General features: G+C 74.0%; 21 protein-coding genes (1 of these 21 running past the window's edge). 14 read left to right on the top strand and 7 right to left on the bottom strand.

What is annotated here, in order from left to right; translation table 11 throughout:
- Positions 1 to 123: 123 nt before the first annotated feature.
- Together ANAE109_RS26020 and ANAE109_RS17450 are read left to right on the top strand one after the other, a co-directional pair.
- Positions 124 to 258: a hypothetical protein gene (locus tag ANAE109_RS26020; RefSeq protein WP_255342586.1), complete on the top strand. Its 135-nt coding sequence runs from the start codon at positions 124 to 126 to the stop codon at positions 256 to 258.
- A 42-nt stretch (positions 259 to 300) separates the two neighbouring features.
- Positions 301 to 1,254 carry a hypothetical protein gene (locus ANAE109_RS17450; protein WP_041448472.1) on the top strand — a complete coding sequence of 318 codons (954 nt, stop codon included), beginning with the start codon at positions 301 to 303 and terminating at the stop codon, positions 1,252 to 1,254.
- On the opposite strand, the gene ANAE109_RS24335 is transcribed toward ANAE109_RS17450, so the two are convergent.
- A complete protein-coding gene (locus tag ANAE109_RS24335) occupies positions 1,206 to 1,658 on the bottom strand; it encodes a hypothetical protein (RefSeq protein WP_200860871.1) in 453 nt (150 codons plus the stop codon). The genes ANAE109_RS17450 and ANAE109_RS24335 overlap by 49 nt on opposite strands.
- A 222-nt stretch (positions 1,659 to 1,880) precedes the next feature.
- Between ANAE109_RS24335 and ANAE109_RS17445 the strand changes: the two genes are divergently transcribed.
- Positions 1,881 to 3,053, top strand: coding sequence for an HNH endonuclease (locus ANAE109_RS17445; RefSeq protein ID WP_012098204.1), 1,173 nt, complete (start codon positions 1,881 to 1,883; stop codon positions 3,051 to 3,053).
- Between the two features lie 217 nt (positions 3,054 to 3,270).
- Here ANAE109_RS17445 and ANAE109_RS17440 read toward each other — a convergent pair whose 3' ends face one another.
- Together ANAE109_RS17440 and ANAE109_RS17435 are read right to left on the bottom strand one after the other, a co-directional pair.
- Positions 3,271 to 4,926, bottom strand: coding sequence for a sigma 54-interacting transcriptional regulator (locus ANAE109_RS17440; RefSeq protein ID WP_041448471.1), 1,656 nt, complete (start codon positions 4,924 to 4,926; stop codon positions 3,271 to 3,273).
- 124 nt (positions 4,927 to 5,050) lie between these two features.
- Positions 5,051 to 5,875 (bottom strand): lipopolysaccharide assembly protein LapB, encoded by an 825-nt coding sequence (locus ANAE109_RS17435; RefSeq protein WP_012098202.1) that lies wholly within the window; start codon positions 5,873 to 5,875, stop codon positions 5,051 to 5,053.
- Positions 5,876 to 6,010: 135 nt separating this feature from the next.
- Between ANAE109_RS17435 and ANAE109_RS17430 the strand changes: the two genes are divergently transcribed.
- Entirely contained in the window at positions 6,011 to 6,520 is a 510-nt protein-coding gene (locus ANAE109_RS17430) for a hypothetical protein (protein ID WP_012098201.1), read from the top strand.
- Positions 6,521 to 6,561: 41 nt separating this feature from the next.
- Positions 6,562 to 7,533 carry a homoserine kinase gene (locus tag ANAE109_RS17425; protein WP_012098200.1) on the top strand — a complete coding sequence of 324 codons (972 nt, stop codon included), beginning with the start codon at positions 6,562 to 6,564 and terminating at the stop codon, positions 7,531 to 7,533.
- Between the two features lie 16 nt (positions 7,534 to 7,549).
- Here ANAE109_RS17425 and ANAE109_RS17420 read toward each other — a convergent pair whose 3' ends face one another.
- On the bottom strand, positions 7,550 to 8,029 hold the full coding sequence (locus tag ANAE109_RS17420; protein WP_041448470.1) for a DUF4440 domain-containing protein: 480 nt from the start codon (positions 8,027 to 8,029) through the stop codon (positions 7,550 to 7,552).
- A gap of 108 nt (positions 8,030 to 8,137) precedes the next feature.
- Here ANAE109_RS17420 and ANAE109_RS17415 point away from each other — a divergent pair, with 108 nt between their 5' ends.
- A complete protein-coding gene (locus ANAE109_RS17415; protein ID WP_041448469.1) occupies positions 8,138 to 8,596 on the top strand; it encodes a hypothetical protein in 459 nt (152 codons plus the stop codon).
- 14 nt (positions 8,597 to 8,610) lie between these two features.
- On the opposite strand, the gene ANAE109_RS17410 is transcribed toward ANAE109_RS17415, so the two are convergent.
- Positions 8,611 to 10,920 (bottom strand): type VI secretion system protein, encoded by a 2,310-nt coding sequence (locus tag ANAE109_RS17410; protein ID WP_012098197.1) that lies wholly within the window; start codon positions 10,918 to 10,920, stop codon positions 8,611 to 8,613.
- A gap of 59 nt (positions 10,921 to 10,979) precedes the next feature.
- On the opposite strand from ANAE109_RS17410, the gene ANAE109_RS17405 reads away from it, so the two are divergent.
- A complete protein-coding gene (locus ANAE109_RS17405; RefSeq protein WP_012098196.1) occupies positions 10,980 to 11,345 on the top strand; it encodes a TIGR02266 family protein in 366 nt (121 codons plus the stop codon).
- A 43-nt stretch (positions 11,346 to 11,388) separates the two neighbouring features.
- Here ANAE109_RS17405 and ANAE109_RS17400 read toward each other — a convergent pair whose 3' ends face one another.
- Together ANAE109_RS17400 and cglC are read right to left on the bottom strand one after the other, a co-directional pair.
- Positions 11,389 to 11,856 (bottom strand): DUF192 domain-containing protein, encoded by a 468-nt coding sequence (locus ANAE109_RS17400; protein ID WP_012098195.1) that lies wholly within the window; start codon positions 11,854 to 11,856, stop codon positions 11,389 to 11,391.
- Entirely contained in the window at positions 11,853 to 12,350 is a 498-nt protein-coding gene (cglC, locus tag ANAE109_RS17395) for an adventurous gliding motility lipoprotein CglC (protein WP_041448468.1), read from the bottom strand. The genes ANAE109_RS17400 and cglC overlap by 4 nt, the downstream gene beginning before the upstream one ends.
- A 215-nt stretch (positions 12,351 to 12,565) precedes the next feature.
- On the opposite strand from cglC, the gene ANAE109_RS17390 reads away from it, so the two are divergent.
- From ANAE109_RS17390 to gltG, 7 genes are all read left to right on the top strand, one after another.
- Positions 12,566 to 13,387 carry an outer membrane beta-barrel domain-containing protein gene (locus tag ANAE109_RS17390; protein WP_234945172.1) on the top strand — a complete coding sequence of 274 codons (822 nt, stop codon included), beginning with the start codon at positions 12,566 to 12,568 and terminating at the stop codon, positions 13,385 to 13,387.
- The gene (locus ANAE109_RS17385) at positions 13,384 to 14,148 is read left to right on the top strand and encodes an outer membrane beta-barrel domain-containing protein (RefSeq protein ID WP_012098192.1); all 765 of its coding nucleotides are present in this window, start codon (positions 13,384 to 13,386) and stop codon (positions 14,146 to 14,148) included. Before ANAE109_RS17390 ends, ANAE109_RS17385 begins: the two co-directional genes overlap by 4 nt.
- An 8-nt stretch (positions 14,149 to 14,156) precedes the next feature.
- Entirely contained in the window at positions 14,157 to 16,106 is a 1,950-nt protein-coding gene (gene gltC, locus ANAE109_RS17380; RefSeq protein WP_012098191.1) for an adventurous gliding motility protein GltC, read from the top strand.
- Positions 16,107 to 16,130: 24 nt separating this feature from the next.
- On the top strand, positions 16,131 to 19,619 hold the full coding sequence (locus ANAE109_RS17375) for a tetratricopeptide repeat protein (RefSeq protein WP_012098190.1): 3,489 nt from the start codon (positions 16,131 to 16,133) through the stop codon (positions 19,617 to 19,619).
- Positions 19,616 to 20,929, top strand: a complete 1,314-nt coding sequence (gene gltE / locus ANAE109_RS17370; protein WP_234945171.1) for an adventurous gliding motility TPR repeat lipoprotein GltE — start codon at positions 19,616 to 19,618, stop codon at positions 20,927 to 20,929. Before ANAE109_RS17375 ends, gltE begins: the two co-directional genes overlap by 4 nt.
- A 70-nt stretch (positions 20,930 to 20,999) precedes the next feature.
- Positions 21,000 to 21,272, top strand: a complete 273-nt coding sequence (gene cglF, locus ANAE109_RS17365; RefSeq protein WP_012098188.1) for an adventurous gliding motility protein CglF — start codon at positions 21,000 to 21,002, stop codon at positions 21,270 to 21,272.
- A 7-nt stretch (positions 21,273 to 21,279) separates the two neighbouring features.
- On the top strand, positions 21,280 to 22,174 hold the beginning of the coding sequence (gene gltG, locus ANAE109_RS17360; RefSeq protein WP_012098187.1) for an adventurous gliding motility protein GltG. The gene runs 1,109 nt beyond the window's last position; 895 of the gene's 2,004 nt are visible here — the first part of the coding sequence; its start codon is at positions 21,280 to 21,282; its stop codon lies beyond the right edge, outside the window.

Below are 22,174 nucleotides of genomic sequence, written 5' to 3'. Positions count from 1 at the left end.
AGCCACGGTCGTACGGGGGCGGCGCGCGCGGGGAGCCCGCGGCGCCGCCCTCGCCTTTTCGCGGCGCGCGGGCGCCCCGGCCTGGCGCCGGCCCGGGGCTCGCCCCGGTGTTAAGTTCCGGCCGTGCGAATCGTCCTCGCCGCCCTCCTCCTCGCCGCCGCCTGCGCCCACTCCGGGCGACCCGCCGCTCCCGAGGAGCGGCGGCTGCAGGTGCTCTTCTCGGGCGACGCGCACGGGGAGATCGGCCCCTGCGGCTGACGCGTGACGCGGGCGGGCGGTCTTGCCCGTCGAGCGAGCGCGGTGGAGGCCGCGCGTCGCGACGCTCCGGCGCTGCTCGTGGACGCTGGCGACGCGCTCTTCCACGCCGCGGCGCTCGGAGACGCGGACACCGGGGCGGCGGCGGCGCGCGCGCGGCTCGTCCTCTCCGCGATGGGACGCATGGGCTACGCCGCCCTGGCGGTCGGGGAGCGCGATCTGGCGCTCGGTCCCGGGTGGCTCGCGCGCGAGGCCGCCGCCGCCGGCGTACCGGTGCTCTCGCTCAACCTCGCCGCGCCGGACGGGACGCGGCCGTTCCGTGGCACCCGCATCGTCGAGGTGGGCGACGAGCGGGTGGGGCTGCTGGCCGTCGCCGCGGCGGGCGAGTACCCCGGCGGCCTCGTCGCCTCGGACCCCCTCGCCGCTGCCCGCGACGCCGCCGAGGCGCTGCGCGCGAGCGGCGCGACGGTCGTCCTCGCGCTGGCGCACCTGCCCGAGGCCGAGGCGCGCGCGCTCCTCCGAGGAGCGCCCGGAATCGACGCGGCGGTGCTCGCGCACGACGCGCGGCCGCTGGACGCGGCGCCGGTGGGCGCGACGCTCGTCGCCGCCGCCGGGGAGCGCGGGCGCGCGCTCGGCATCCTCACGCTCTGGCCCGCCACGCGCGGCGCCTGGGCGGACGCGGGCGCCCCGCGCAAGGCGGAAGCGGAGCTCGCCTCGATCCGTCGCTCCCTCGATCTCGCCCGCCGCCGCCACGAGCGCGTGACGACCGAGGAGGACCGGCGCGCGCTCCGCGAGCTCATCGCGAACCAGGAGCGGCGGGCGAAGGAGGCCGAGGCCCGCACCCAGGTGCGCCCCAGCGGCCGCCTCTACGACAGCCGGCTGCTCCCGCTCACGGCCGAGGTGGGCGACGACGCGCCGCTCCTCGAGGAGCAGCGAGCGGTGCTCGACCGCTACGGACCGCCTCCCGTTCCGCCGGATCCGGACACGGACGTGAAGTAGCCGCCCGGGCGCGGGAAGGAGGTCGGGGTCGAGGTCGGGGTCGGCGTCGGGGTCGAGGTCGGGGTCGGGGTCGAGGTCGGGGTCGAGGTCGGGGTCGAGGTCGGGGTCGAGGTCGGGGTCGAGGTCGGGGTCGAGGTCGGGGTCGAGGTCGGGGTCGAGGTCGGGGTCGAGGTCGGGGTCGAGGTCGGGGTCGAGGTCGGGGTCGAGGTCGGGGTCGAGGTCGGGGTCGAGGTCGGGGTCGAGGTCGGGGTCGAGGTCGGGGTCGAGGTCGGGGTCGAGGTCGGGGTCGAGGTCGGGGTCGAGGTCGGGGTCGAGGTCGGGGTCGAGGTCGGGGTCGAGGTCGGGGTCGAGGTCGGGGTCGAGGTCGGGGTCGAGGTCGGGGTCGAGGTCTCGTCGCGCCCCATCCCACGGCGACAGCACGCGCGCGCGCGTGGGTCGTATGCCGCACGACGTCCGCGGTACGTCGAGAGCACGTACCTCGCGAGCGCAGGCAGGCCGCGCCGTGCGCGTCCGGCGCGCCGCGTGGACGGCGAAGGGGCGGCCCGGAAAGCGGCGCAGGCGCGATCCTGGCGCGTCTCAGGAGGTGCGGAAATCGCGTGTTACGAAGGGTGCACAGGAGGTGCACCATGCCCGCGATCGCCCCTTCCGCCCTGGACCCGACCCTGCTCGCCCAGCGGCTGCGCGAGCTCGCAGGCCAGGAGCGCGACGTCCAGGTCGAGTTCCTCCTCCACCTCGAGGTGTTCGATCGCCGCCGCGCGTACGTGGACGCCGGGTACCCCTCGCTCTGGGCGTATTGCCTGGAGGTGCTCCACCTGCGCGAGGGCGCTGCGGGGCGACGCATCCAGGCGATGCGGGTGCTGCGCCGGTTCCCCAGCCTCGAGGGCGCGCTTCGGGATGGCCGCCTTTGCATCTCCACCGTCCAGCTGCTCGGCCAGGTGCTGACCGAGGAGAACCTGCCCGACCTCGTCGCCCGGGCCGCCTACCGCACCAAGGCCGAGGTGGATCACCTCGTCGCCTCGCTCCAGGCGCGCACGGCTCCGCGGACGGGCCTGCGCAAGCTGCCCGACCGCGCCTCAGCCGCGAGCGCCCCGGCGCTGCCGCTGGCGACAGTCCATGCCGGACCTGCCGAGCCGCAGGAGGCGATCCCCGCGCCGGCGGCGGCTGGTGGGTCGCTGCCGCCCACGGTCTCCGCGCTGCCCGACGTTCCTCGCCCGAAGGCGCGGGCGGAGACCCGCGCCGTGAGCGAGAGCGGCTGGTCGCTGCGGGTCACCATCGACCGGGGCTGCAAGGAGGACCTCGAGACGCTCACCGCGCTGCTCTCGCACAAGATCCCGGACGGCGATCTCGCGGCGGTGCTCCGCGAGGCCATTTGCTGCGCCATCGAGACGCACGGCAAGCGCAAGGGCGCGGTCGCGCCGCAGCTGCAGCGTCAGCGGAAGGCGGACCGGGACCCACGGCCCTCTGCCGAGCCCGCCGCGCCCACGAGCACGATCCCGGCGATAGTGCGGCGCGAGGTCTGGAAGCGCGACGGCGGACGCTGCGCCTGGGTCGCTCCGGACGGGCGGCGCTGCGACAGCCGCTGGCAGCTGGAGCTCGACCACATCCAGCCGCAGGCCCTGGGCGGACCCTCGACGGTCGAGAACCTCCGAGTCGCCTGCAAGTCGCACAACCTGTTGCACGCCGAACAGACCTACGGGCGCGAGCACATGGACCGCTTCCGGCGCGGAAACCTCGCCGAGCGGACGGGGCATGCCGGCACCGCGCCAGCTGCCATTCAGGAGGGCTTGTGGGCAACGTGACCGCGGTCGGCGGAACGGGAGCAAGACCGACCGCAGCGCGTTCCGGCGACGCGGCGGACGCGCGGCGACGTCGCCCCCTCCGGCCTCCTCGTAGCCCGCATTCCCTCGCTCGTACTGCTCCCTCGCGCGTGCCCACCGCGGTCGCGCGGTCGGGCGGAGTCGAAGGGCTCAGGGTGGCCGGCCTCAGGAGATCCGACGGGGGTCGCGGTCGCGGTCGTTACTCCCCGTCATCCTCCCCTTCTCCTGCTTCTCCCGCCGCGCGTCCCTCGTGGTGCAGCCCCCACTGGCCGATCCGCTTCAGCACCGTGCTCTTCGCGATGTGGAGCTCCTTCACCACCGCCGCCCGCTTGCCCTTGTTCCGGCGCAGCGAGAGCCGGATCGCCTCCCGCTCGATGTCCTCCAGCGTGAGACCGGGCAGGTACAGGGTGTCATCGTCGCCGCCCGGGCCCGGCGCGGCGCGCGTGTCCTCGAACGTCACGGCGTCGGCGGAGACGCACTGCCCCTCTCCGCGGAACAGGAGGGCGCGCTGCACCACGTTCCTCAGCTGGCGGACGTTCCCGGGCCAGTCGTAGCCCTCGAGCTTGGCGAGCGCCTCGGGGGCCCAGCGCAGGGGGAGCCCGCGCGGCGCTGCGCGGGCGAGGAACGTCTCGGCGAGCGCGCGGACGTCGCCCCTCCGCTGGCGGAGCGGCGGGACGGTGACGGGGACGACGCAGAGCCGGTAGAAGAGGTCCTCGCGAAAGCGGCCCGCCCGGACCTGGGCGCGCAGGTCCCGGTGCGTCGCGGCGACGATCCGCACGTTCACCTGGAGCGGACGCGACGCGCCGACGCGCTTCACCTCGCCGAGCTCGAGGACGCGCAGCAGCTTCGGCTGCAGATCGAGGGGGAGCTCGCCGATCTCGTCGAGGAAGATCGTGCCGCGGTCGGCCTCCTCGAAGGCTCCCTTGCGCATCCGCTCCGCGCCGGAGAAGGCGCCCTTCTCGTGGCCGAACAGCTCCGACTCGATGAGCGTCTCGGCGATGGCGGAGCAGTTCACCGGGATGAACGGCCCGTCGCGCCGGGCCGAGCGGGCGTGCAAGGCGCGCGCGACGAGCTCCTTGCCGGTGCCGGTCTCCCCGAGGATGGTCACCGCGGCGTCGGAGGCCGCGACCCGCTCGACGAGCTCGAACACGTGCCGCATGCCCGAGTCGCACGTGATCATCCCCTCGAACGCCTCGGGGCGCTCGAGCTCCGGCGCGTCTCGCCGCTCGAGGACGATCTCGGCGTCGCCCAGCGAGACCGGGACGCCCAGGGGCAGCTGCGCCTGCGAGACGCGGGCGCCCGAGATGAACGTGCCGTTGGTGGAGCCGAGATCGACGACGTGCCACAGGCCGCCGCGCGGCTCGATGCGCAGGTGGCGCGCCGAGACGTACGGGTCGTCGATCGGCGCGTCGCAGGTCGGGTCCTTGCCCACCACCACCCCCGCCGCGGTCACCGGCACGGTGCGCTCGCGGCCACCCGCGCGGACGCGCAGCCGCGCCGGGGCCGCTCCCGCCGCGCCGCCGTCCCGGACCCGGGTGAGGCCGGGGGCGCGCGTCTCCTCCGGCGGCAGGGCCGCGGCGGCACGGAAGAGGGCGCGCCACGCGCCGAGCGCGATCTCGTCGCCGTCCGACAGGACGGCCTCGGGGACCTCCGCGCCGCCGATCCGCGCGCCTCGGCCGGATCGATCGACGAGGAGCCACCCGCCGCCGCGCGGCTCGACCACCGCGTGGACGCGCGACAGGGCGGGGTCCGGGAGCGACACGTCGCACTCCGGGGCGCGGCCGATCTCGGTCCGGCCGGTGAGCGCCACGCGCAGGAGCTCCTCGCCGTGGCGGAAGAAGGCGAGCTCGGGCATGCGGCGGAGCCTAGCCAAACGGCGACGATCCGTGAAGGCCGAACCGTCACGGCGGGGCGAACGTCACCGTGGGTCACTCGCCCACCCGGGCGCACCCCGGCTCGGAGGCCGTGAAACCAACCCCTCAGCCGTGGGCGAGGTCGTCGAAGTCCGGCGTCCCCTTCAGCGCGTCGAACATCGGATCGGACTGCAGCCAGCCCCGGACCTTGGGCGGATCCGCGGCGACCGCCTTGCGGAGCGCCTCGAGCGCGTCCCGCGGCTTGCCCCACAGCGCGTACAGGGCCGAGACGTTGTAGTTGAGGAGGAGGTCCTCGGGCTTCAGCTCGCGCGCCCGCGCGTACGCGCGCTCCGCCTCGGCGTAGAAGCCCTTCTGCGCGTAGGAGATCCCGAGATCGAGGTGCGCCTCGAAGTTGTCCGGCTCGAGGCGCACCACCTCCTTGAGCTGCGTGATGGCGCTGCGGTAGTCGCCCTCGTCCATGAGCAGCGCCGCGAGCTCGTGCCGCGGGAACGGGTCCTTCGGGTCGAGCCGGATCGCGGTCTCGAGCTCCTTCACCGCCTCGTCGGCCTTGCCCTGGTCGGCGAGCGTGAGGCCGAGGTTCAGGTGGGCGTCCGGGTACTCGGGATCGAGCTCGATGGCGTCGCGGTACTCGGCGATCGCCATGTCGTGCCCATGGGTGGCGAGGAAGCAGGCGAGGTTGTAGTGGGCGGTCGCGCTCTCCGGCTCGAGCTGGATGGCGGTGAGGTACTCCGAGAGCGCCTCCCTGAAGAGCTTCTTCTCGGAGTAGACCGTCGCGAGGTTGTCGTGCGCGTGCGCGGAGCTCGGGTCGAGCTCGATCGCCTTCTTGAACTCCCGGATGGCCTCGTCCAGCCAGCCGCGGTCGGCCAGCTCGATGCCGCGCGAGTTGTGCGCGTCGGACAGCGCGATGTGGTCCTTCTTGTCCCGGCTCACGGCGGTGGAGTGTACTTGTGTTTCGACCCGGCGGGGGCGGCGGATGCCACCTCCGGATCTAACTCGCTCGTCCGCGCCCGCTCGCGCGGAGCGAGCGCTCGCCCGGACGTACGCCCGGGAGCGGAAGGTGGAAGCATGCGCCGTGGCACGCTCGTCGCCGTCCTCGCGCTGGCCGCCGCCCTCGGGGCGGTGGCCGTCGCGCGCCTCGCCGCGCCGCCTCCTCCGACCGACGAGGAGCTGATCCGCGCGCTCCTCGACGAGGCGGCCCGCGCCGCGGTGGAGCGGCGCATCGGCGACGTGGTCGCCGCCGTGTCGGAGCGCTTCCGGGGCGAGGGGCTCGATCGGCGAGGAGTGAAGCAGCTCGTCGCCGCGCACGTCCTGCGGGGAGAGTGGGTGGGGGTCTCGATCTCCGGAGTCTCCGTCGCGGTCGACGGGGCGCGGGCGAGGGCGGTCGCGGACGCGGTCCTCTCGCGCTCGCTCGGCGCCGGCAAGGCGCTCGCCGATCTCCTCCCGGGCGAGGCGAGCGCCCAGCGCTTCGACCTCGCCTTCGAGCGCGAGCCCGAGGGCTGGCGCGTCACCGGGGCGCGCTGGCGTCCCATCTCCCTCGCGGACGCCATCGCGGGCCCTCCGCCGCCCAGTCGTTGACGGGCGCGCCGGCGAGCGGGCATCCTCGCGACCCACTCCGCATGGCGCTCTACACCGACCTCTCCCCCGACGAGCTCGCCGCCGCGGTCCGGCCGTTCGGCCTCCCCGCGCCCGAGCGGGTCCGGCCCGAGCTGAAGGGGGCCGTCAACACGAACTTCCACCTCTGGGCCGGAGGGCAGCGGTTCTTCCTGCGCATCAGCGAGGGGAAGACCGAGGGCGACGTGCGGTTCGAGGCGGAGGTGCAGCGCTACCTGCACGAAGCGCGCTTCCCCGTGCCGCGCCTGCACTTCGCCGCCGACGGGCGCCCGTTCGTGCCGGTCGCCGGCAAGCAGGCGATGCTCTTCGCCTACGCGCCGGGCGAGGAGATCTCCCGCCAGGACGCGGGACCGGAGCGCTGCCGGCGGGTGGGCGAGCAGCTCGGCCGGCTGCACGATCTCGCCGCCGGGTTCACCGCGTCGCGGGAGAACCCGTACGGCCTCGCCCGCGTGGAAGGCTGGATCGCTCCGCTCCGGCAGGAGGCCGAGGCCGACGCGGCGCTCGCGGCGGCGCTGCCGCTGCTGGAGGACGAGCTCGCCCGCGCGGCGCACCTCCCCGGGGCGCCGCAGGGGCTCGTCCACGGCGACCTCTTCGCCGACAACGTCCTGTGGATCGGCGACCGGGTGAGCGCGATCCTCGACTGGGAGATGAGCTGCGTCGCGCCGTTCGCCTACGACCTGGCCGTCGCTTTGAACGCGTGGTGCTACACGGATCGTTACGAGCCCGCCCGAGCAGCGGCGCTCGTCCAGGGCTACCGCGCGAAGCGCCGCGTCGAGCCCGAGACCGTCGACGCCCTCCACGCGTGGGCGAGCTACGCCGCGCTGCGCTTCACCGCCTCGCGCATCCACGCCTTCCACCTCGCGGAGGTCGGCGCGGACCGGCTCGCGCGGAAGGACTGGACGCGGTACCGCGACCGGCTCGTCGCGCTGCGCGAGCTGGGCGAGCGCGGGTTCCTCGCGCTGCTCGGCCCCGCGTGAGGTCGCCGCGGCGGGCCTAGAGCCCCGCCGCGATCTTCCACTGACCGTCGAGCTTCTTCAGCAGGAGCCGGTGGACGTCCGCGTCCCGGCGCGGCACCGCGCCGCTCGGCGTCTGCACCCGGTAGTAGCCTTCGTAGAAGACCTCGGCGGTGGCGGTGTCCCCCTGCACCTCGATGCTGCGGAGGGTCATGTCCACGCGCACCCCTTCGAGGCGTGCGAGATCCGCTGCCAGCGTCTGCTCGAGGCGGGTGCGATCCAGGTCGTCTGCGGGGTCCGGCGTACCGGCGGAGTCGAAGTAGTCCGGGGAGACGAGGGTGAGGAGGCCGGCGGCGTCGCGGGCCTCGAGCGCCCTGTGGTACCCGCGGACCACCTCGTAGACGGCGCGGTTGTCCGCCGTGTCGCGGATGTCCGTGCCGGGGATCCGCTTCGTGCCGCACGCGGCGGCGAGGGCGATGACGGCGCAGAGCGCGAGCTGCGTCACGGGGCGGGTCGTCATGCGCGGGACTGTGGCCCGGGCGAGCGCACCGGTCAAGCGCCACCGCGCTTCGCAGGCCCCGCGCCGGGACCCCCCGTGTCCCCGGGGCCGGTTTAGATTGGGCGCACGATGACCGGCGCGAGCTTCGACTCCCTGAAGGCCTTCTTCGAGACCTCTCCCGCGGCGCGCAAGGCGACGCGGCCCCTCACGCGCGGTGCGCGCGTGAACCTCGCGCTCGACTCCGGCCCGGCGCACTTCACCATGGAGAGCGGCGCGCCCGAGGTGCGGGTGGAGGCGGCGGCGGACCCCGACTTCACCCTCACCCTGCCGGCGGGGGCGGTGCAGCGGATCACCTCGCTCGGCTCCCAGGACGTGGGCGAGTTCGGCGTGGAGTTCTTCAAGCTCGTCCTCGAGCGGGACCCCGCCCTGAAGGTGCGCGTGAAGATCGACGCCCCCACCACGCAGCTCCTCGGGCACGGATACCTCGGCGTGCTCGCGGTCGGAGGCATGAAGGTGACCTGGTGGCTGCTCAAGAACGGGGTGAAGAACCCGAAGGCGGCGATCGACCGGCTGCGTCACGGACCGTGACATCCCCCGGGCGGTCAGGGGAGGAGCCGCGCGCCGGCGGGCGCGGCGCCCAGCCCCGCGCGCTCGGACGCCTCGAAGCGGCAGCGGCGTAGCGCCGCCTCGGCTCGCAGCCGCTCGGCCTCCCCGTCCGCGGCCGCGGCCAGCGCCGCGAGCTGGCCCGCGCCTGCGTCCGTCTCCCCAGCGCGGCAGCGCGCCTCTGCCCGCAGCGCGCGCGCCTCCGCGGCGAGGAGCGGAGGGAGCGGCTGCGCGTCCGCGCGCGCGAGCTCGGGGAGGGCCGCCCCGACCTCGCCGCGCGAGAGCAGGGCCCGGCCGACGAGGTACGCCGCGAGGGGGTGCTCCGCGCGGGCGAGCCGCGCGAGCGCGAGCGCAGGGTCGCCCTCGGCGAGCAGGTAGGCGCGGGCGGCCGCCCCCAGCGCCGGGTCGGTGACCGCGGCGCGCTTGGCCGCGAGGAGGCGGGCCTCGGGGCGGTCGGGATGCGCGGCGACCGCCTCGGACCAGCCGCGCTCGGCCGCCACGAGATCGCCGCGCCGCCACGCGACATCGCCCTCCGCCGAGGCGAGGGAGGCGCGCAGCGCCTCGTCCTCCGGCGCCGCCCACGCCCGTGCCCGCGCGTAGGCGGCGGACGCGCCGTCGAGCTCGCCGCCGCGCGCGAGCGCGTCCCCCGCGGCCTTCTCTGCGGCGGCCGCGTCGGCGAGCGCGCCCCACCGGCGCCAGAGCCGGCACGCCTCGTCCGCGCGCCCGGTCCCGGCCGCCGCGGCGGCGTCCGCGGCGAGGGCCGCCGCCTCGCGCGCGCACCGCCGGGCGAAGAGGCTCTTGCGGCCGAGCCGGGCGCGCGCGGCCGCCTCGAGGCCGGGCGGCACCGCCACGCCGTCGAGGAACGCCTGCCACTCGGCGACGAGCGCCTCGAGCGGAGCGCCGAGCGCGGCGGCGACGTCGCCGTCGCGGTAGGCGCGGGCGACCTTCGCCGGGCCGTGGCGCTCGAGCAGGAACGCGAGGAAGCTCCCCGACGCCGTGTAGGCGCGCGCGGGCGCCTGCGTCCAGAACCCCGCGGGACCGACGATGGCCGCGACGTCGGGCAGGAGCCCGAGCTCCCGGGCCGCGCGCGACCACTCGTGCACGGTCCAGTCGCCGCGCGGGATCTCGAGCGCCACCGCGAGCCCCTCCAGGAGCCCCGCGGACGGGACGACGCCCGCGCGGGCTGGGATCCGCAGCGGCCCCGCGGCGATCGCGCCGGCCACCGCGTGGACCAGCTCGTGGCGGAGCGATGGGTGGGGCGCCGGCGCGTCGACGACGTGCACCTCCGCGAGCCACGGCTTCGCGAACTCGGTCGCGGCGGCGCCCACGAGGCGGCGCTTCTCGGCGGGGCTCCGGTACACGTGCACGGTCACGCGCGGCGGCGCGGCGAGGCCGAGCGCCCGCGCCAGGTCCGCCACGTGGAACTCGCACTCGGCGAGCAGCGCGCCCGCGGCGGCGGCCGGCTTCTCGGCCGGGAGCAGGATCGTGCAGCGCGGCCCCTCGCGTCGCCCGCCGAGCGCGCGGGCTATGCCCTCGCGTTCGCCGGAGAGCGCGAGCGCGTCTCGCGTGGCGCGGGCCGCCACCGCCGCGCCGGCGGCGAGGGCGAGCACGACGGCCGGCGTCGTGGCGGCGCGGAGCCCGGCGCGCCGCGCCCGCGCCGCGCCCTCGGCGAGCGCGATCGCCGCGGCGGCCCAGGCCGCCGCCTCGCCGCGGAAGAGCAGCAGGCGCGCGTCCACCGGGAGCGCCTCGTCGTAGAGCGGCCCGGGCCAGGCGCCGAGCACGGGGTCGAAGAGGAAGGCGGCCGGGCCCCGGTAGGCGGCGACGAGGGTCCACGCGAGCGAGGCGGCGAGCGCGGCGGCGTAGAGGAGCGCGGCCGGCGGCGCGCGCCCGCGGGCGGCCAGCGCGGAGAGGGTCGCGACCGCGGTCGCGAGGAGCGCCGAGGGGAGGGCGAGGAGCGGGAAGAACGCGGCCGCGGGCGTGAAGGCCGAGCACGGCCCCAGCGCCGCGCGCACGACCCCTCCGGCGAGGAGCAGCGCGAGCAGCGCCGTCAGCACGAGCGCGGCGCCCCCGAAGGCCGCCGCGGGGGACGCGTCGGGGCGCGCCCGCTCCATCCGGACGGCGGGGACGGCGAGGAGCGGCGCGAGCGCCGCGGCGAGCAGCGCGCCCGCCTGGCCGAGCTCGTAACCCGGGGCGTCCAGCAGCGGCAGCGATCCCGCCGCGAACCCGGCGGCGAGGAGGAGCGCGCCTCCCGCCCGGACGGCGCGGCGGCGCGCGAGCGCGGCGGCGATCTGGACGAAGCGCGGCTCCACGCGAGTGCCCCCGGGCGCGAGCTATCGGGCGCGCCGCCCCCGGGATAACATGGCGCGGGATGACGGAGAATCGCGAGCACGCCCGCGCGCCCATCGAGCTCAAGGTCGACTACAAGAAGCTGAACAGCTTCTTCGCCGATTACACGAAGAACATCTCCAAGGGCGGCACCTTCATCAAGACGCGCAAGGCCCTCCCGGTGGGCACCCGCTTCCTGTTCCGGCTCACCGTGCCAGGCCTGCCCGCCCCGTTCGAGCTCGCCGGGGAGGTGGTCCACGCGGCCGCGGGTGGCGAGGCGGCCGGCATGGGCATCCGCTTCGTCTGGGCCGATCCGCGCGAGCGGGGCGCCTTCGAGACGACCGTCGAGCAGCTGATGTCGGAGAGCCTCGGCCCGCAGCTCGCGCGGAAGCTCCTGCGGAAGATCTGATCGAACGGGTCCCCCTCGCGCCGGCCCGTCGAAGCGCGAGCTGCTAGAACCTGGGGACGTTCTCGAACCGCACCCGGTCGCCGGCGCGGACGCCGCGCGCGGCGCACCAGCCGCCGTTCACCTCGAGCACGTAGCGGCTCGGCGCGCCCACGGCTCGCTGCGTCGTCGTCCCCGGCTCGGCGCGCTCGACGACTCCGACGATCCGCCCGTCCTCCCCGATGAAGACCATGTCGAGAGGGATGAGCGTGTTCTTCATCCAGAACCCGTGCGCCGCGCTCTCCTCGAACAGGAAGAGCATGCCCGCGTCCGGCTCCAGCCGCTCGCGCCACATGAGCCCGCGCGCGCGCTCCGCGTCGGTGCGCGCCAGCTCGACGCGCACGGCGTGGCGAGCGCCGGAGGCGGTCTCCACCAGGACGCGGGGGGCCGGCGTGCGCGCATCGGAGCCGTTCGCGTTCACGCAGCAGAGGACGACGAGCAGCGCCGGGAGCGCGCGCGCGAGGCGAGCCGTCACCTCGGCACGACGCAGAAGGACGAGAAGGCGATGTCGCCGAGGTAGCGCTCTCGGACCGTGGGGGTGCACTGACCGTCGGCGCCGCACTGCTGGCCCGCGGCGCAGTCGGTGCTCGTCGTGCACGACTTGTTGCTCGCGTCGAGCGCGGCGAGGAACGCCGGATCCAGCAGGACGAGATCGCACACGAGGCCCGTGTCGTCCGTGTAGCAGTCGTCGTTCGAGACGCACGGCTTCGAGCAGTAGCCGCAGTTCTCGCCCTCGCACTCGGCGTACTTCGATCCCGAGGACGCCGGCGAGACGATGCAGACGAGGTCGTCGCAGGCGGGGTTGCCGGACTCGAAGTAATCACCGGCAGCCGTCGCCGGCGTCGGGCGGGGGAGCGAGCTGTCGGTCCCCCACTGCAGGGGGCACCGCTCGCCCACGTCCGGATCCTGGCAAGCGGCGAGCGCGACGGTGGCGAGCGCGACGGCGAGCTTGATGGCGGCAGGGCGCATGGGTCGGCGGATCGTTAGCACGCGATCGGCCCTCCGACAAGGAAGGGGGCGAGAGGGCGCCCGACTGCCGACAGGCGCCTACAGCCGCGTACGGACGCGGTTTTCTGGCGGGCCGGTTCGTTGCCCCTCCACCGCCCTTTGGCTAGGATGCCCACCGGGCGCTGCCCACGCCAACTCATATGAGAACGCTCGTCGCCTTTACCTGGCTTGCGGTCGTGCTCTCTCCTGCCCGGTCGCTCGCGCAGGAGGTGCCCGGCATCGATCTGTCCCAGCCGCCCGCGGAGGAGCCGGCGCAGCAGCCGCCCTCCGAGCCGGAAGAGCAACCGCCGATGGACCTCTCACAGCCGCCCGCCTCGCGCGAGCCGGCTGCGGCGGCCGAGAAGGAGAAGGGGAAGGAGGGCCGGCCGCTCCTGCCGTTCGGCGACGAGGACGTCGCGCTCGGGGATCGGGTCAAGGCGGTCCAGCGCAAGGGGTTCCTGAAGCGCGGGCGCCTCGAGCTCACGCCGATGTTCTCGGCGACCGTGAACGACGCCTTCTACCAGAAGTTCGGCGGCGGCCTGCGGCTCGCCTACAACGTCCAGGACAGCTTCGCGATCGCCGTCCGCGGCACCTACTACGAGCCGCTCCGCACCGACAACGTGCGCGAGGGCAAGATCGCCTTCCAGAGCCAGCTGCTCACGTCCCAGCTCGACGGACAGGTGATGGTGGACGGCGTCTGGTCGCCGATCTACGGGAAGGCTTCCTTCCTCGGATCGAGCATCCTCCACTTCGACCTGTTCCTCGCGGGCGGCTTCGGGGTCGTCTGGAGCGCCACGAGCGGCGAGCCCCGCAACGAGGGTCCGCACCTCGCCACCGATCTCGGCGGAGGCGTCCGGTTCTATCCGAAGGAGTGGCTCGCCTTCGAGCTCGGGCTCATGGCGACGCTGTACCCCGACCAGCCCATCCTGTCGGTCCCGGGCACGGTGCAGAAGGTGTTCGTCGCGAACGTCGGCCTGTCGTTCTTCTTCCCCCCGCGCTTCGAGTACGTCTACCCATGATCGCGCGCCGCGCCTCCAGAAGCGTCCTCGCGCTCGCCGCGCTCGTCACGCTGGCCGCGGCCGCGCCTCGCCCCGCCCACGCGCAGACCCGAGCGGACGCGTTCGCGGGGAAGATCCCGCCCGTCTCCGGCCAGCTGTTCCGCAAGGCCGGCCGGTTCGAGCTCACCGCCACCGGCGACCTCTCGCTGAACGACGCGTTCTACTCGAAGTACTTCGGCGGCCTGAAGCTGGGGTACCACCTCAGCGAGGCGTGGTCGGTCTCGCTGCACGCCGCGGCCGGCACCACGTCCGAGACGGGCTCCGCCGTGGTGTGCCCGAAGGACACCGGCTGCGTCGACGCCGCCGACGCCATGTTGCTGCAGGTGCCCGGGAAGCTGCAGCGGATCATCGGCGCGGAGGTCGCCTGGTCGCCGGTGTACGGAAAGCTGAACGTCTTCGCGGAGAAGGTCGCCCACTTCGACCTGTCGATCCTCGTCGGGGCCGACCTCGTGTCCCACGACGAGGTGCTCGGCCCGAGCGAGGCCGAGGCGCTCGCGGCGAGCGGCGACGACCCTGCGCTCGTCAGCACGGTCGGCGGTCACGTGGGGCTCGGGGCGCGCCTGTTCCTCACGGAATGGTTAGCCGTGCGGCTCGAGGTGAAGGACTACGTGTACGGCGTGGAGGTGCCGAACAACGGAAGCGGCAAGGACTGGCAGAACCAGATCTTCACCGAGGTCGGACTCTCCTTCTTCCTTCCGTTCAGCAACCGTCCGCTCCCGTGAGCCCGCCCATGACGCGCCCGACCCGTCGTCCCCTCCTGCCGTCCAAGGGCTGCCTCGCCGTCCTCCTCGCGGCGCTCGCCGTCGCTCCCGCCGCCCACGCGCAGCTCGGCATCGATCTGTCCGCGCCGCCCAAGGAGGAGCGCAAGCCGGCGAAGAAGAAGCCGGCGGCGAAGAAGCCCCCCGTGAAGAAGCCCGCGGCGAAGAAGCCCGCGCCGGCGAAGCCTCCCGAGCCCGAGTCGCCTCGCGAGGCGCCGCCGCCGGTCCCGGCGCCCGAGCCGGAGAAGCCGGTCGAGGCGCTCCCGGGCGAGCCGCCCGAGCAGCCCGCGGCCCAGCCGCAGGAGCTCCCCGGCCTGAAGCTCGCGCCCGTCGATCCCAAGGCGACGGCGATCGCGAAGGAGCGCCTCGCCGCGGCGAAGAAGCTCCTCGACGAGAAGGCCACCGAGACCGCCGCCCTCGCGTTCGACCAGATCCTGCGCGAGCCCACCTTCGCCGGCGTGCACGACGAGGCGCGCTACCAGCGCGCGAAGGCGCTCGTGCGGATGGGCCTGCACCACTCCGCGCTCGCGGCGTTCGACGAGGTCCTCGAGAAGGGGCCGCGCGGCTCGCGCTTCTACCACTCCGCGATGGAGTGGGTGTTCCACGTCGGACGGAAGCTCAAGAACGAGCAGCCGGTGCTGAACCGGGTCGCGCGCCACGCGCAGTGGGGCTTCCCGCCGGCGTACGAGGACCGCTTCCACTTCCTCCTCGCGAAGTACGAGTTCGAGCGCGGCCGGGCGCTCGCCGACGCCGGGCGCACCGCCGACGCGAAGTCCGCGTGGGCCGAGGCGCGCCGGCTCGCGTCCATGGTCCGCCGTGAGGCGGGCGCCAAGCCGCCCGTCTCGCCCGACGCCCCCTCCGCCGGGGACGACGCCGGCGACGTCTACGCGAAGGCGCGCTTCGTGGACGGCCTCGTGCTGTTCGCCCAGGGCGACGATCAGGCCTCGGTCGAGGCGTTCAAGGAGGTCGTGCGCCTCACGAACCCGAAGCGCGGCCGCCACCCGGATCCGGAGCTGCGCGAGCTCGCGTTCCTGCAGCTCGCGCGCATCCACTACCAGAACCGGCAGAACCGCTACGCCATCTGGTACTACGGGAAGATGCCCTGGGGTGGGGAGCGCTGGCTCGAGGGGCTGTGGGAGGCCTCGTACGCCCACTACCGGATCGCCGACTACGAGAAGACGCTCGGCAACCTGCTGACGCTCCAGTCGCCGTACTTCCAGGACGAGTACTTCCCCGAGTCGTACGTCCTCGAGGCGATCGTCTACTACGAGAACTGCCGCTACCCCGAGGCGCGCCGCGTGCTCGAGTCCTTCTCCCGGCTGTACGAGCCGGTGTACGAGGAGCTCGCGGGGATCACCACGCGTCCGCAGACGCCCGAGGCGTACTTCGAGGTGATCGAGCAGTCGCCGCGCCAGAAGGGCGGGGCGATCATGCGGCGCATCCTGAAGGTCGCCTACACCGACCAGAACATCCGCCGCCTCGCGGAGTCGATCCGCGAGATCGAGGACGAGATGGATCGGGGCATCGGCGGCCGCCGCCCCGAGTTCCGCGAGTCGGCGCTCGCGAAGGAGCTGCTCGACAAGCTCGGCGCGGACAAGGCCACGCTCGTCCAGGAGGCCGGCGCCCGCGCCCGCGGCAAGCTCGAGTACGAGCGCGACTCCCTGCGCACCCTCCTGGCCCAGTCGCTGCGCATCCGCATCGAGGTCTCCCGCAAGGAGCGCGAGGCCCTCGAGGGCGCGCTCGCGCGGGGGAGCCAGGTCGAGGTGGTGCGCGATCTGAAGTACTCGACCGCCGTCTCGGACGAGCACCTGTACTGGCCCTACCAGGGCGAGTTCTGGCGCGACGAGCTCGGCACCTACTCGTACACCCTCACGAAGGGCTGCAAGGACCGCCTGCCGCGGTCCCGCGCGGCGGCCCGGTAACCGGTCCGGAGAGGAGCCTCGAGCATGCAGCGTGCTCTCGTCGCCGCCGTCTTGATGGCGCTCGGCGCTTCCACGGCGGGTGCGGCCACCCAGGCGCCGCCGCGCGAGGCGGACCTCGGCCAGAAGCGGTCGATCGCGCCGGACGCCGCCCTCGGCGGCACGCTCGAGGCGGCGCGGCCGCGCGCGAAGGACGCGGGCGGCCCCGCGCTCGCGTTCGAGACCTTCCGCAAGACCATCGAGATCCAGGTCTCCGACAAGCGCCGCGAGGAGATCGCGTCGCTCCGCAAGCTCATCGACCTCGGCGGCGGCTCCCAGGCCGAGATGCCGCAGTGGTACTACCGGCTCGCCGAGCTGCTGTGGGAGGAGTCGCAGTACTTCTTCTTCCAGGCGAACCGGCGGGACGACCAGCTCATCGCGCTCGGCAAGGGCAACCCGGCGGAGGCGGCGCGGCTCAAGAGCGAGAAGGCGGACCTCGAGGACCAGTCGCGCAAGCTGCAGGTGCAGGCGGTCGCGCTCTACAAGGCGATCATCGCGAAGTACCCGAAGTACCCGCGCCTCGACGAGGTGCTCTACTTCCTCGCGGAGAACCTCTCCCAGCGCGACCGCTTCGATCCCGAGGCGCTGAAGGCGTACCGGGCGCTCATCGAGCGCTATCCGAGCTCGCGCTACGTGCCCGACGCCTGGATGGCGTTCGGCGAGTACTACTTCGAGAAGGCGAACAAGAGCGACCGCACCGGGAACCTGACGAAGGCGCTCGACGCCTACAAGAAGGCGGCCGAGTACCAGGAGAGCTCGGTCTACGCCTACGCGCTCTACAAGCAGGCGTGGGTGCACTACAACCTCGGCGCCTACGACCAGTCGCTCGAGCTCTTCCGGGCCGTCATCTACTTCGGCGAGCTCCCGACGAGCACCGTCCCCGCGGACAAGAAGCTCGCGCTCGTGAAGGAGGCGCGGAAGGACTACGTCCGGACCTACAGCCACATCGGCTCGGCCGAGGGCGCCGCGGAGGAGTTCCGGCGCGTCGGCGGCGAGAAGGGCTGGTGGGAGATGCTGCGGTCCCTCGCCGACCTCTACTACGGGGACGGCAAGGACCGGGACGCGATCCTCGTGTACGCGCGCCTCATCCGCGAGAAGCCGCTCGCGCCCGAGGCGCCGTACTACCAGTCGCGCATCGTGACGTCCGCGGGACGCATGGGCCGCAAGGAGGCGGCGGTCCAGCAGGCCCACGTGTTCGTGAAGATGCTGCGGGACATCGAGGCGTCGCCCGTGGCCAAGGACGAGCACGGCAAGAAGATGCTCGCCGACGCGCGCCGCGACGCCGAGCAGACGCTGCGCGTGCTGGCCGTCCAGTACCACAACGAGTGGAAGAAGACGCGCGACGAGCCGGTGGCGGGCTTCGCCGCCGCGGTGTACCGCGACTACCTCGACGTCTTCCCGAACGAGCCGACCGCGTACGAGATGCGCTTCTTCCACGCGGAGCTGCGCTACGCGCTCGCGGACTTCGAGGGCGCGGGCGCCGAGTACGAGGCGGTGGCCCTGCAGGACGTGAAGGCCGTCCGCGCGAAGCCCCCCGGGAAGCCGGGCAAGTTCTTCAAGGACGCGCTGGAGAACGCGGTGTTCGCGTGGGACCTCGTCGCGAAGAAGCTCGACGAGACCGAGAAGCGCGTCCCCACCGATCCCAGGAAGCGCCTCCCGCTGGCCCCGGCCCGCCAGAAGCTCCTCGCCTCCTGCGAGCGGTACCTCGAGTACCAGCCGAAGGGCGAGAAGTGGGTCGAGATCGCCTACAAGGCGGCGAACATCCACTACCGCCACAACGCGTTCGCCGAGGCGACGGACCTCTTCACGCGCATCGCGCTCGACCACCCGTCGCACGAGCTCGCCGGCTACTCCACGAACCTCGTCCTCGACGCGTACAACCTGCTCGGCGACTGGCGCAACGTGAACGGCTGGGCGAAGCGGTTCTACGCGAACGCGGCCCTCGTGAAGGCCCACCCGGCGCTGAAGGACGATCTCGCGCGCGTCATCGAGCAGAGCGCGTTCAAGATCATCGAGGAGCGGGAGAAGGCGCGCGACTACGAGGCCGCCGCCGAGGAGTACATCGCCTTCTCGCGCGACTGGCCCCAGTCGCGCCTCGCGCCCACCGCGCTCTACAACGCCTCCGTCGACTACGGGCGCGCGCACCGGCTGGACCGGGCGATGGAGGTGCGCGAGCAGTTCCTGGCGCGGTACCCCGGGCACGAGCTGGCCCCGAAGTCGCTCTACGACAACGCCGAGGCGTTCGAGGCGATCGCCGACTTCTCGCGCGCGGCCGACCTCTACGAGCGCTACTTCCGCGAGTGGAAGCGCGGCGCCGAGCCGCGCCCGCGCGGTAAGAAGGGCAAGGCCCCCGCGGCGGAGGCCACCGCCCGCTGGGAAGAGAAGAAGGCGAACGACGCGATCATCAACGCGGCGGTGATCCGCGCCGGCCTGCGCGAGTGGGCCCGGGCGGAGGCCGCGAGCCAGGCCTACCTCGAGACCTGGCCCAGGGGCGCCGACGCTCCGCGCATCTTCCTCTCGCTCGCCGACCTGTACGGCCGGCGCGGCCAGCCCTCCAAGGAGCTGAAGCAGCTCCAGGAGTACCGGGGCCGCTACGCGAAGGATCCGGACGAGTGGCTCGCGATCACCCAGCGGATCGCGGCGCTGTACGAGAAGGCGCGGAGCGCGCGGCTGGCCCGGGACACCTACGCCGAGGCGCTCGGCTACTGGAAGCGGAACCGCAGCCGCGTGAAGGAGCGCGGCCTGCCCGTGGTCGCGCAGGCCATGTACCTCGACCTCGAGCAAGACTTCGAGGAGTACGGCCGGATCACGCTGAACGTCGCGCCGAAGCAGCTCAAGGCGCAGCTCCAGGTGAAGGGCCGCAAGCTGAAGCAGCTCGAGGAGCGATACGGCCAGGTGGTGAAGCTCAAGCAGGCCGAGCCGGCCATCTGCGCCCTCTACAAGATCGGGCTGGGGTACAAGCACTTCGCCCAGACCCTCTTCGCCGCGCCGATCCCCCGCGAGATCCGGGGGCAGCGCGAGCTCGTCGAGGAGTACAAGGCGCAGCTCGCGCAGTTCGCCGAGCCGCTCGAGCAGAAGGCGGTCGAGGGGCTCGAGCTCGCGATGAACGCCTCGCGCGACTACGGCGTCGTGAACGACTGCGCGAAGCAGGCGACCGCGATCCTGGTGAAGTACAAGCCGGACGAGTACGGGCCGTCGCCGGAGGCGCTGCCCCGCATCGCCCAGCCGGAGCTCCGCGACGCGCCGCACGGCCACGGCATCCTCGCGCAGCTCCAGCCGGCGGCCGCGCCCGCGCCGCGGCAGGTGCGCCACGCCGAGCCGGCGCTGCCGCCGCTCCGCGTCACCCCCGCCGCCCAGCGCGGCGATCCGCGCGCCGCGCCCGCGGACCCGCAGCGGCGGGTCGTGGAGGAGGCGCCGCTACCGTCGCGGAAGGACCGCCAGAAGGCCGACGAGGAAGACGAGGACCTGCTGCCGTGACGACGACCCGACGAATCGTCCCCGCGATGCTGCTCGCCGGCGCGATCGGCTGCGCCGGTTCCGGTCCCCGCCCCGGCGGGCAGGCCGATCCCGCCTCGGAGCACGCGGCCTCGCCGGCGGCCTCGACGCCGCAGGCCACCGCCGAAGCGGTCGGGCCGCGCGGCCAGCGGCTCTTCGCCGAGGCGCTGAAGGCGCAGGAGGATCAGAAGAAGCTCGGGGTCCCCACGGACTGGGAGCACCTCGAGCGCAAGTGGCGCGCCGTGCTCGACGCGGAGGAGATCCCCGAGGCTCGCTACAACCTCGGCGTCGCGCTCGAGCAGCAGGGCGACCTCGCCGGCGCGCGCGCCGCCTACGAGCGCGCCCTCGCCGCGAAGCCCTCGCTGCGGCACGCCGCGGTGAACCTCGGGGTCCTGCTCGAGAAGCAGGGCGACGCCCGCGCCGCCTCCACCGTCTACGCCGCCGCCGTCCGCGACTTCCCCGAGGACCCGATCGCGCGCGAGCGGCTCGCGGCGCTCTACCGCGCCTCGGGACAGCTCGACGAGGCGTGGCGGCTCGCGCGCGAGGCGCTCTTGCGGGATCCCACCTCGGTGGGCGCGAACAAGGTCCTCGCGCGGGTGGCGCTGCAGCGCGGCGAGCTCGATCTCGCCAACCTCATCGCGCTCCGCACGCAGAAGCTCGCCCCCAAGGACCCCGAGCTCCCCTTCGTCGCCGGGCTGGTGCTCGCCCGCCGGGGCGACGAGGTGGGCGCGGCCGCGCAGTACCGGAAGGCGCTCGCGCTCGCCGGGGACTACCTCCCGGCGCGCCATGCCCTCCTGGAGGCTGCGATCCGCAACCAGGCGTGGGGCGCGGTCGCGGAGCACGCGTCCGCCATCCTCCGGGTGGAGCCGAGGAACGGCCCGGTCCACCTGGCGCTCGGCGTCGCGAGGCGCCACATCGGGAAGCCCGACGAGGCGCTCGCGTCCTACGCCGAGGCGGAGAAGCTTGCGGGAGACGCGCTGCCCGAGGTCCACCTCGCGCGCGGGGTGCTGTACATGCGGGTGAAGAACGACTGTAAGCCGGCCGTCGAGGCGTTCCGCGCCTACGCGCGGGCCGCGGGACCGGTGGCGGCGGCCGACTCGCCGGCCCTTCGGCTCGAGCGGGAGTGCGTGCAGATCCTGGAGGAGAACCGCCGGGCGGCCGACGCGGCGAAGCAGATGCAGCTCGACGCCGAGCGGAAGGCCGCCGAGGAGGCCGCCAAGAAGGCGGGGAAGCAGGCGACCGGTGCCGCCGATGCGGGCGTGCCGCCCACATCGACGCAGGAAGCGAGATGAGGCGAGGGGGCGAGCACTTAGTGCCCGCTCTGCCTAGTGGTAAGCTCTCGAGAGGATCAGGAACCGAACGATGCGTAACCTTCTCGTCGTAGCAGCGATCGCGCTCCCGCTCGCCGCCTCCGCGCAGCGCGAGCCCGAGCGGGCGCAGCCGCCCGCGCAGGAGCCGAGGGTGGAGTACGAGAAGAAGACCGTCATCAACTTCGAGGACGACACGATCGAGGGCGACCTGAAGCGCCCCGACGGCGAGTACGTCGAAGCCCGCCGCCGGGTCGATCACTCGAACCTCATCAAGATCCGCGAGAACTGGCGCGACAAGGTGATGCAGGCGTCCGGCGACCTCTAGGGAACCCATGGCCACCCCCATCACCCTCACGGTCTTCCGCGGCAGCGAGCTCGTCCGGAGCGAGCAGTTCAACCGGGAGATCATCAAGATCGGGCGGCTCGCGTCGGCGCACCTCTGCCTCGACGACGAGAAGATCTCCCGCATCCACTCGGTCATCGAGGTCTCGCCCGACGGCGCGATCTCGATCATCGACATGGGCAGCGCCGAAGGGACGTTCGTCAACGGCAAGAAGGTGAGCCGCGGCACGCTGCGCATGGGCGACCAGATCACGCTCGGCGGGCTGCGCATCGTGCTCGAGTCGCCCGACGCCCGCGCCGCGCTCTCCGAGGCCGCCGCGACGCCGAACCATGCGGTCGCGGCCCCCGTCGTCGCGGCGCCCGCGCCCGCGAGGACGAACGGCCACGCCAACGGCAAGAACGGCAAGAACGGGCGCGCAGTCGAGGCGCCCGTGGCGACCGCGTCGCGCGAGGCCCCGGAGGCCGCGGCCCCCGCGCCGCAGGAGGCCGCCGAGCCCGCGCGACCCGCCCCGGCGCCCGTCGCCGCGGCGCCCGCCGCGAGCGCCCCGACTCACGCGGCGTCCGCCGCGAGGAAGCAGCCGCGTGCCCGCGCTGGCGCCGCCGAGGTCGAGGACCTGTCCGGCGAGTCCGACCTGGGCGTGGAGCTGCGCGTGCTGTGGGGAGAGACGCTGCTCGAGGCGGGCACGTTCGTCCAGCCGAAGGCGCCCGTGCTGCTCGGCGAGAGCCCGAAGTGCGACGTGCGGCTCGAGGGGCTCCCGGTCGACGACTTCCCGGTGCTGCGCTTCGAGGACGGCGAGTACCGCTTCACCTTCGCCCGCGGCATGACCGGCGTGGTGGAGGAGCGCGCCGGCCGGCAGACCTTCGGCGAGCTCGTGCGGGCGAAGA

The organism is Anaeromyxobacter sp. Fw109-5, assembly GCF_000017505.1.
In the GTDB taxonomy this organism is placed as follows: domain Bacteria; phylum Myxococcota; class Myxococcia; order Myxococcales; family Anaeromyxobacteraceae; genus Anaeromyxobacter.
This window is presented reverse-complemented; position numbering and strand designations above follow the sequence as displayed.

Coding starts and splice junctions, on each gene's coding strand:
- ANAE109_RS24335 (WP_200860871.1), bottom strand. CDS start 1,658: ATGGGGCGCGACGAGACCTCGACCCCGACCTCGACCCCGACCTCGACC.
- ANAE109_RS17445 (WP_012098204.1), top strand. CDS start 1,881: ATGCCCGCGATCGCCCCTTCCGCCCTGGACCCGACCCTGCTCGCCCAG.
- ANAE109_RS17440 (WP_041448471.1), bottom strand. CDS start 4,926: ATGCCCGAGCTCGCCTTCTTCCGCCACGGCGAGGAGCTCCTGCGCGTG.
- ANAE109_RS17430 (WP_012098201.1), top strand. CDS start 6,011: ATGCGCCGTGGCACGCTCGTCGCCGTCCTCGCGCTGGCCGCCGCCCTC.
- ANAE109_RS17425 (WP_012098200.1), top strand. CDS start 6,562: ATGGCGCTCTACACCGACCTCTCCCCCGACGAGCTCGCCGCCGCGGTC.
- ANAE109_RS17420 (WP_041448470.1), bottom strand. CDS start 8,029: ATGACGACCCGCCCCGTGACGCAGCTCGCGCTCTGCGCCGTCATCGCC.
- ANAE109_RS17415 (WP_041448469.1), top strand. CDS start 8,138: ATGACCGGCGCGAGCTTCGACTCCCTGAAGGCCTTCTTCGAGACCTCT.
- ANAE109_RS17405 (WP_012098196.1), top strand. CDS start 10,980: ATGACGGAGAATCGCGAGCACGCCCGCGCGCCCATCGAGCTCAAGGTC.
- cglC (WP_041448468.1), bottom strand. CDS start 12,350: ATGCGCCCTGCCGCCATCAAGCTCGCCGTCGCGCTCGCCACCGTCGCG.
- ANAE109_RS17385 (WP_012098192.1), top strand. CDS start 13,384: ATGATCGCGCGCCGCGCCTCCAGAAGCGTCCTCGCGCTCGCCGCGCTC.
- gltC (WP_012098191.1), top strand. CDS start 14,157: ATGACGCGCCCGACCCGTCGTCCCCTCCTGCCGTCCAAGGGCTGCCTC.
- ANAE109_RS17375 (WP_012098190.1), top strand. CDS start 16,131: ATGCAGCGTGCTCTCGTCGCCGCCGTCTTGATGGCGCTCGGCGCTTCC.
- cglF (WP_012098188.1), top strand. CDS start 21,000: ATGCGTAACCTTCTCGTCGTAGCAGCGATCGCGCTCCCGCTCGCCGCC.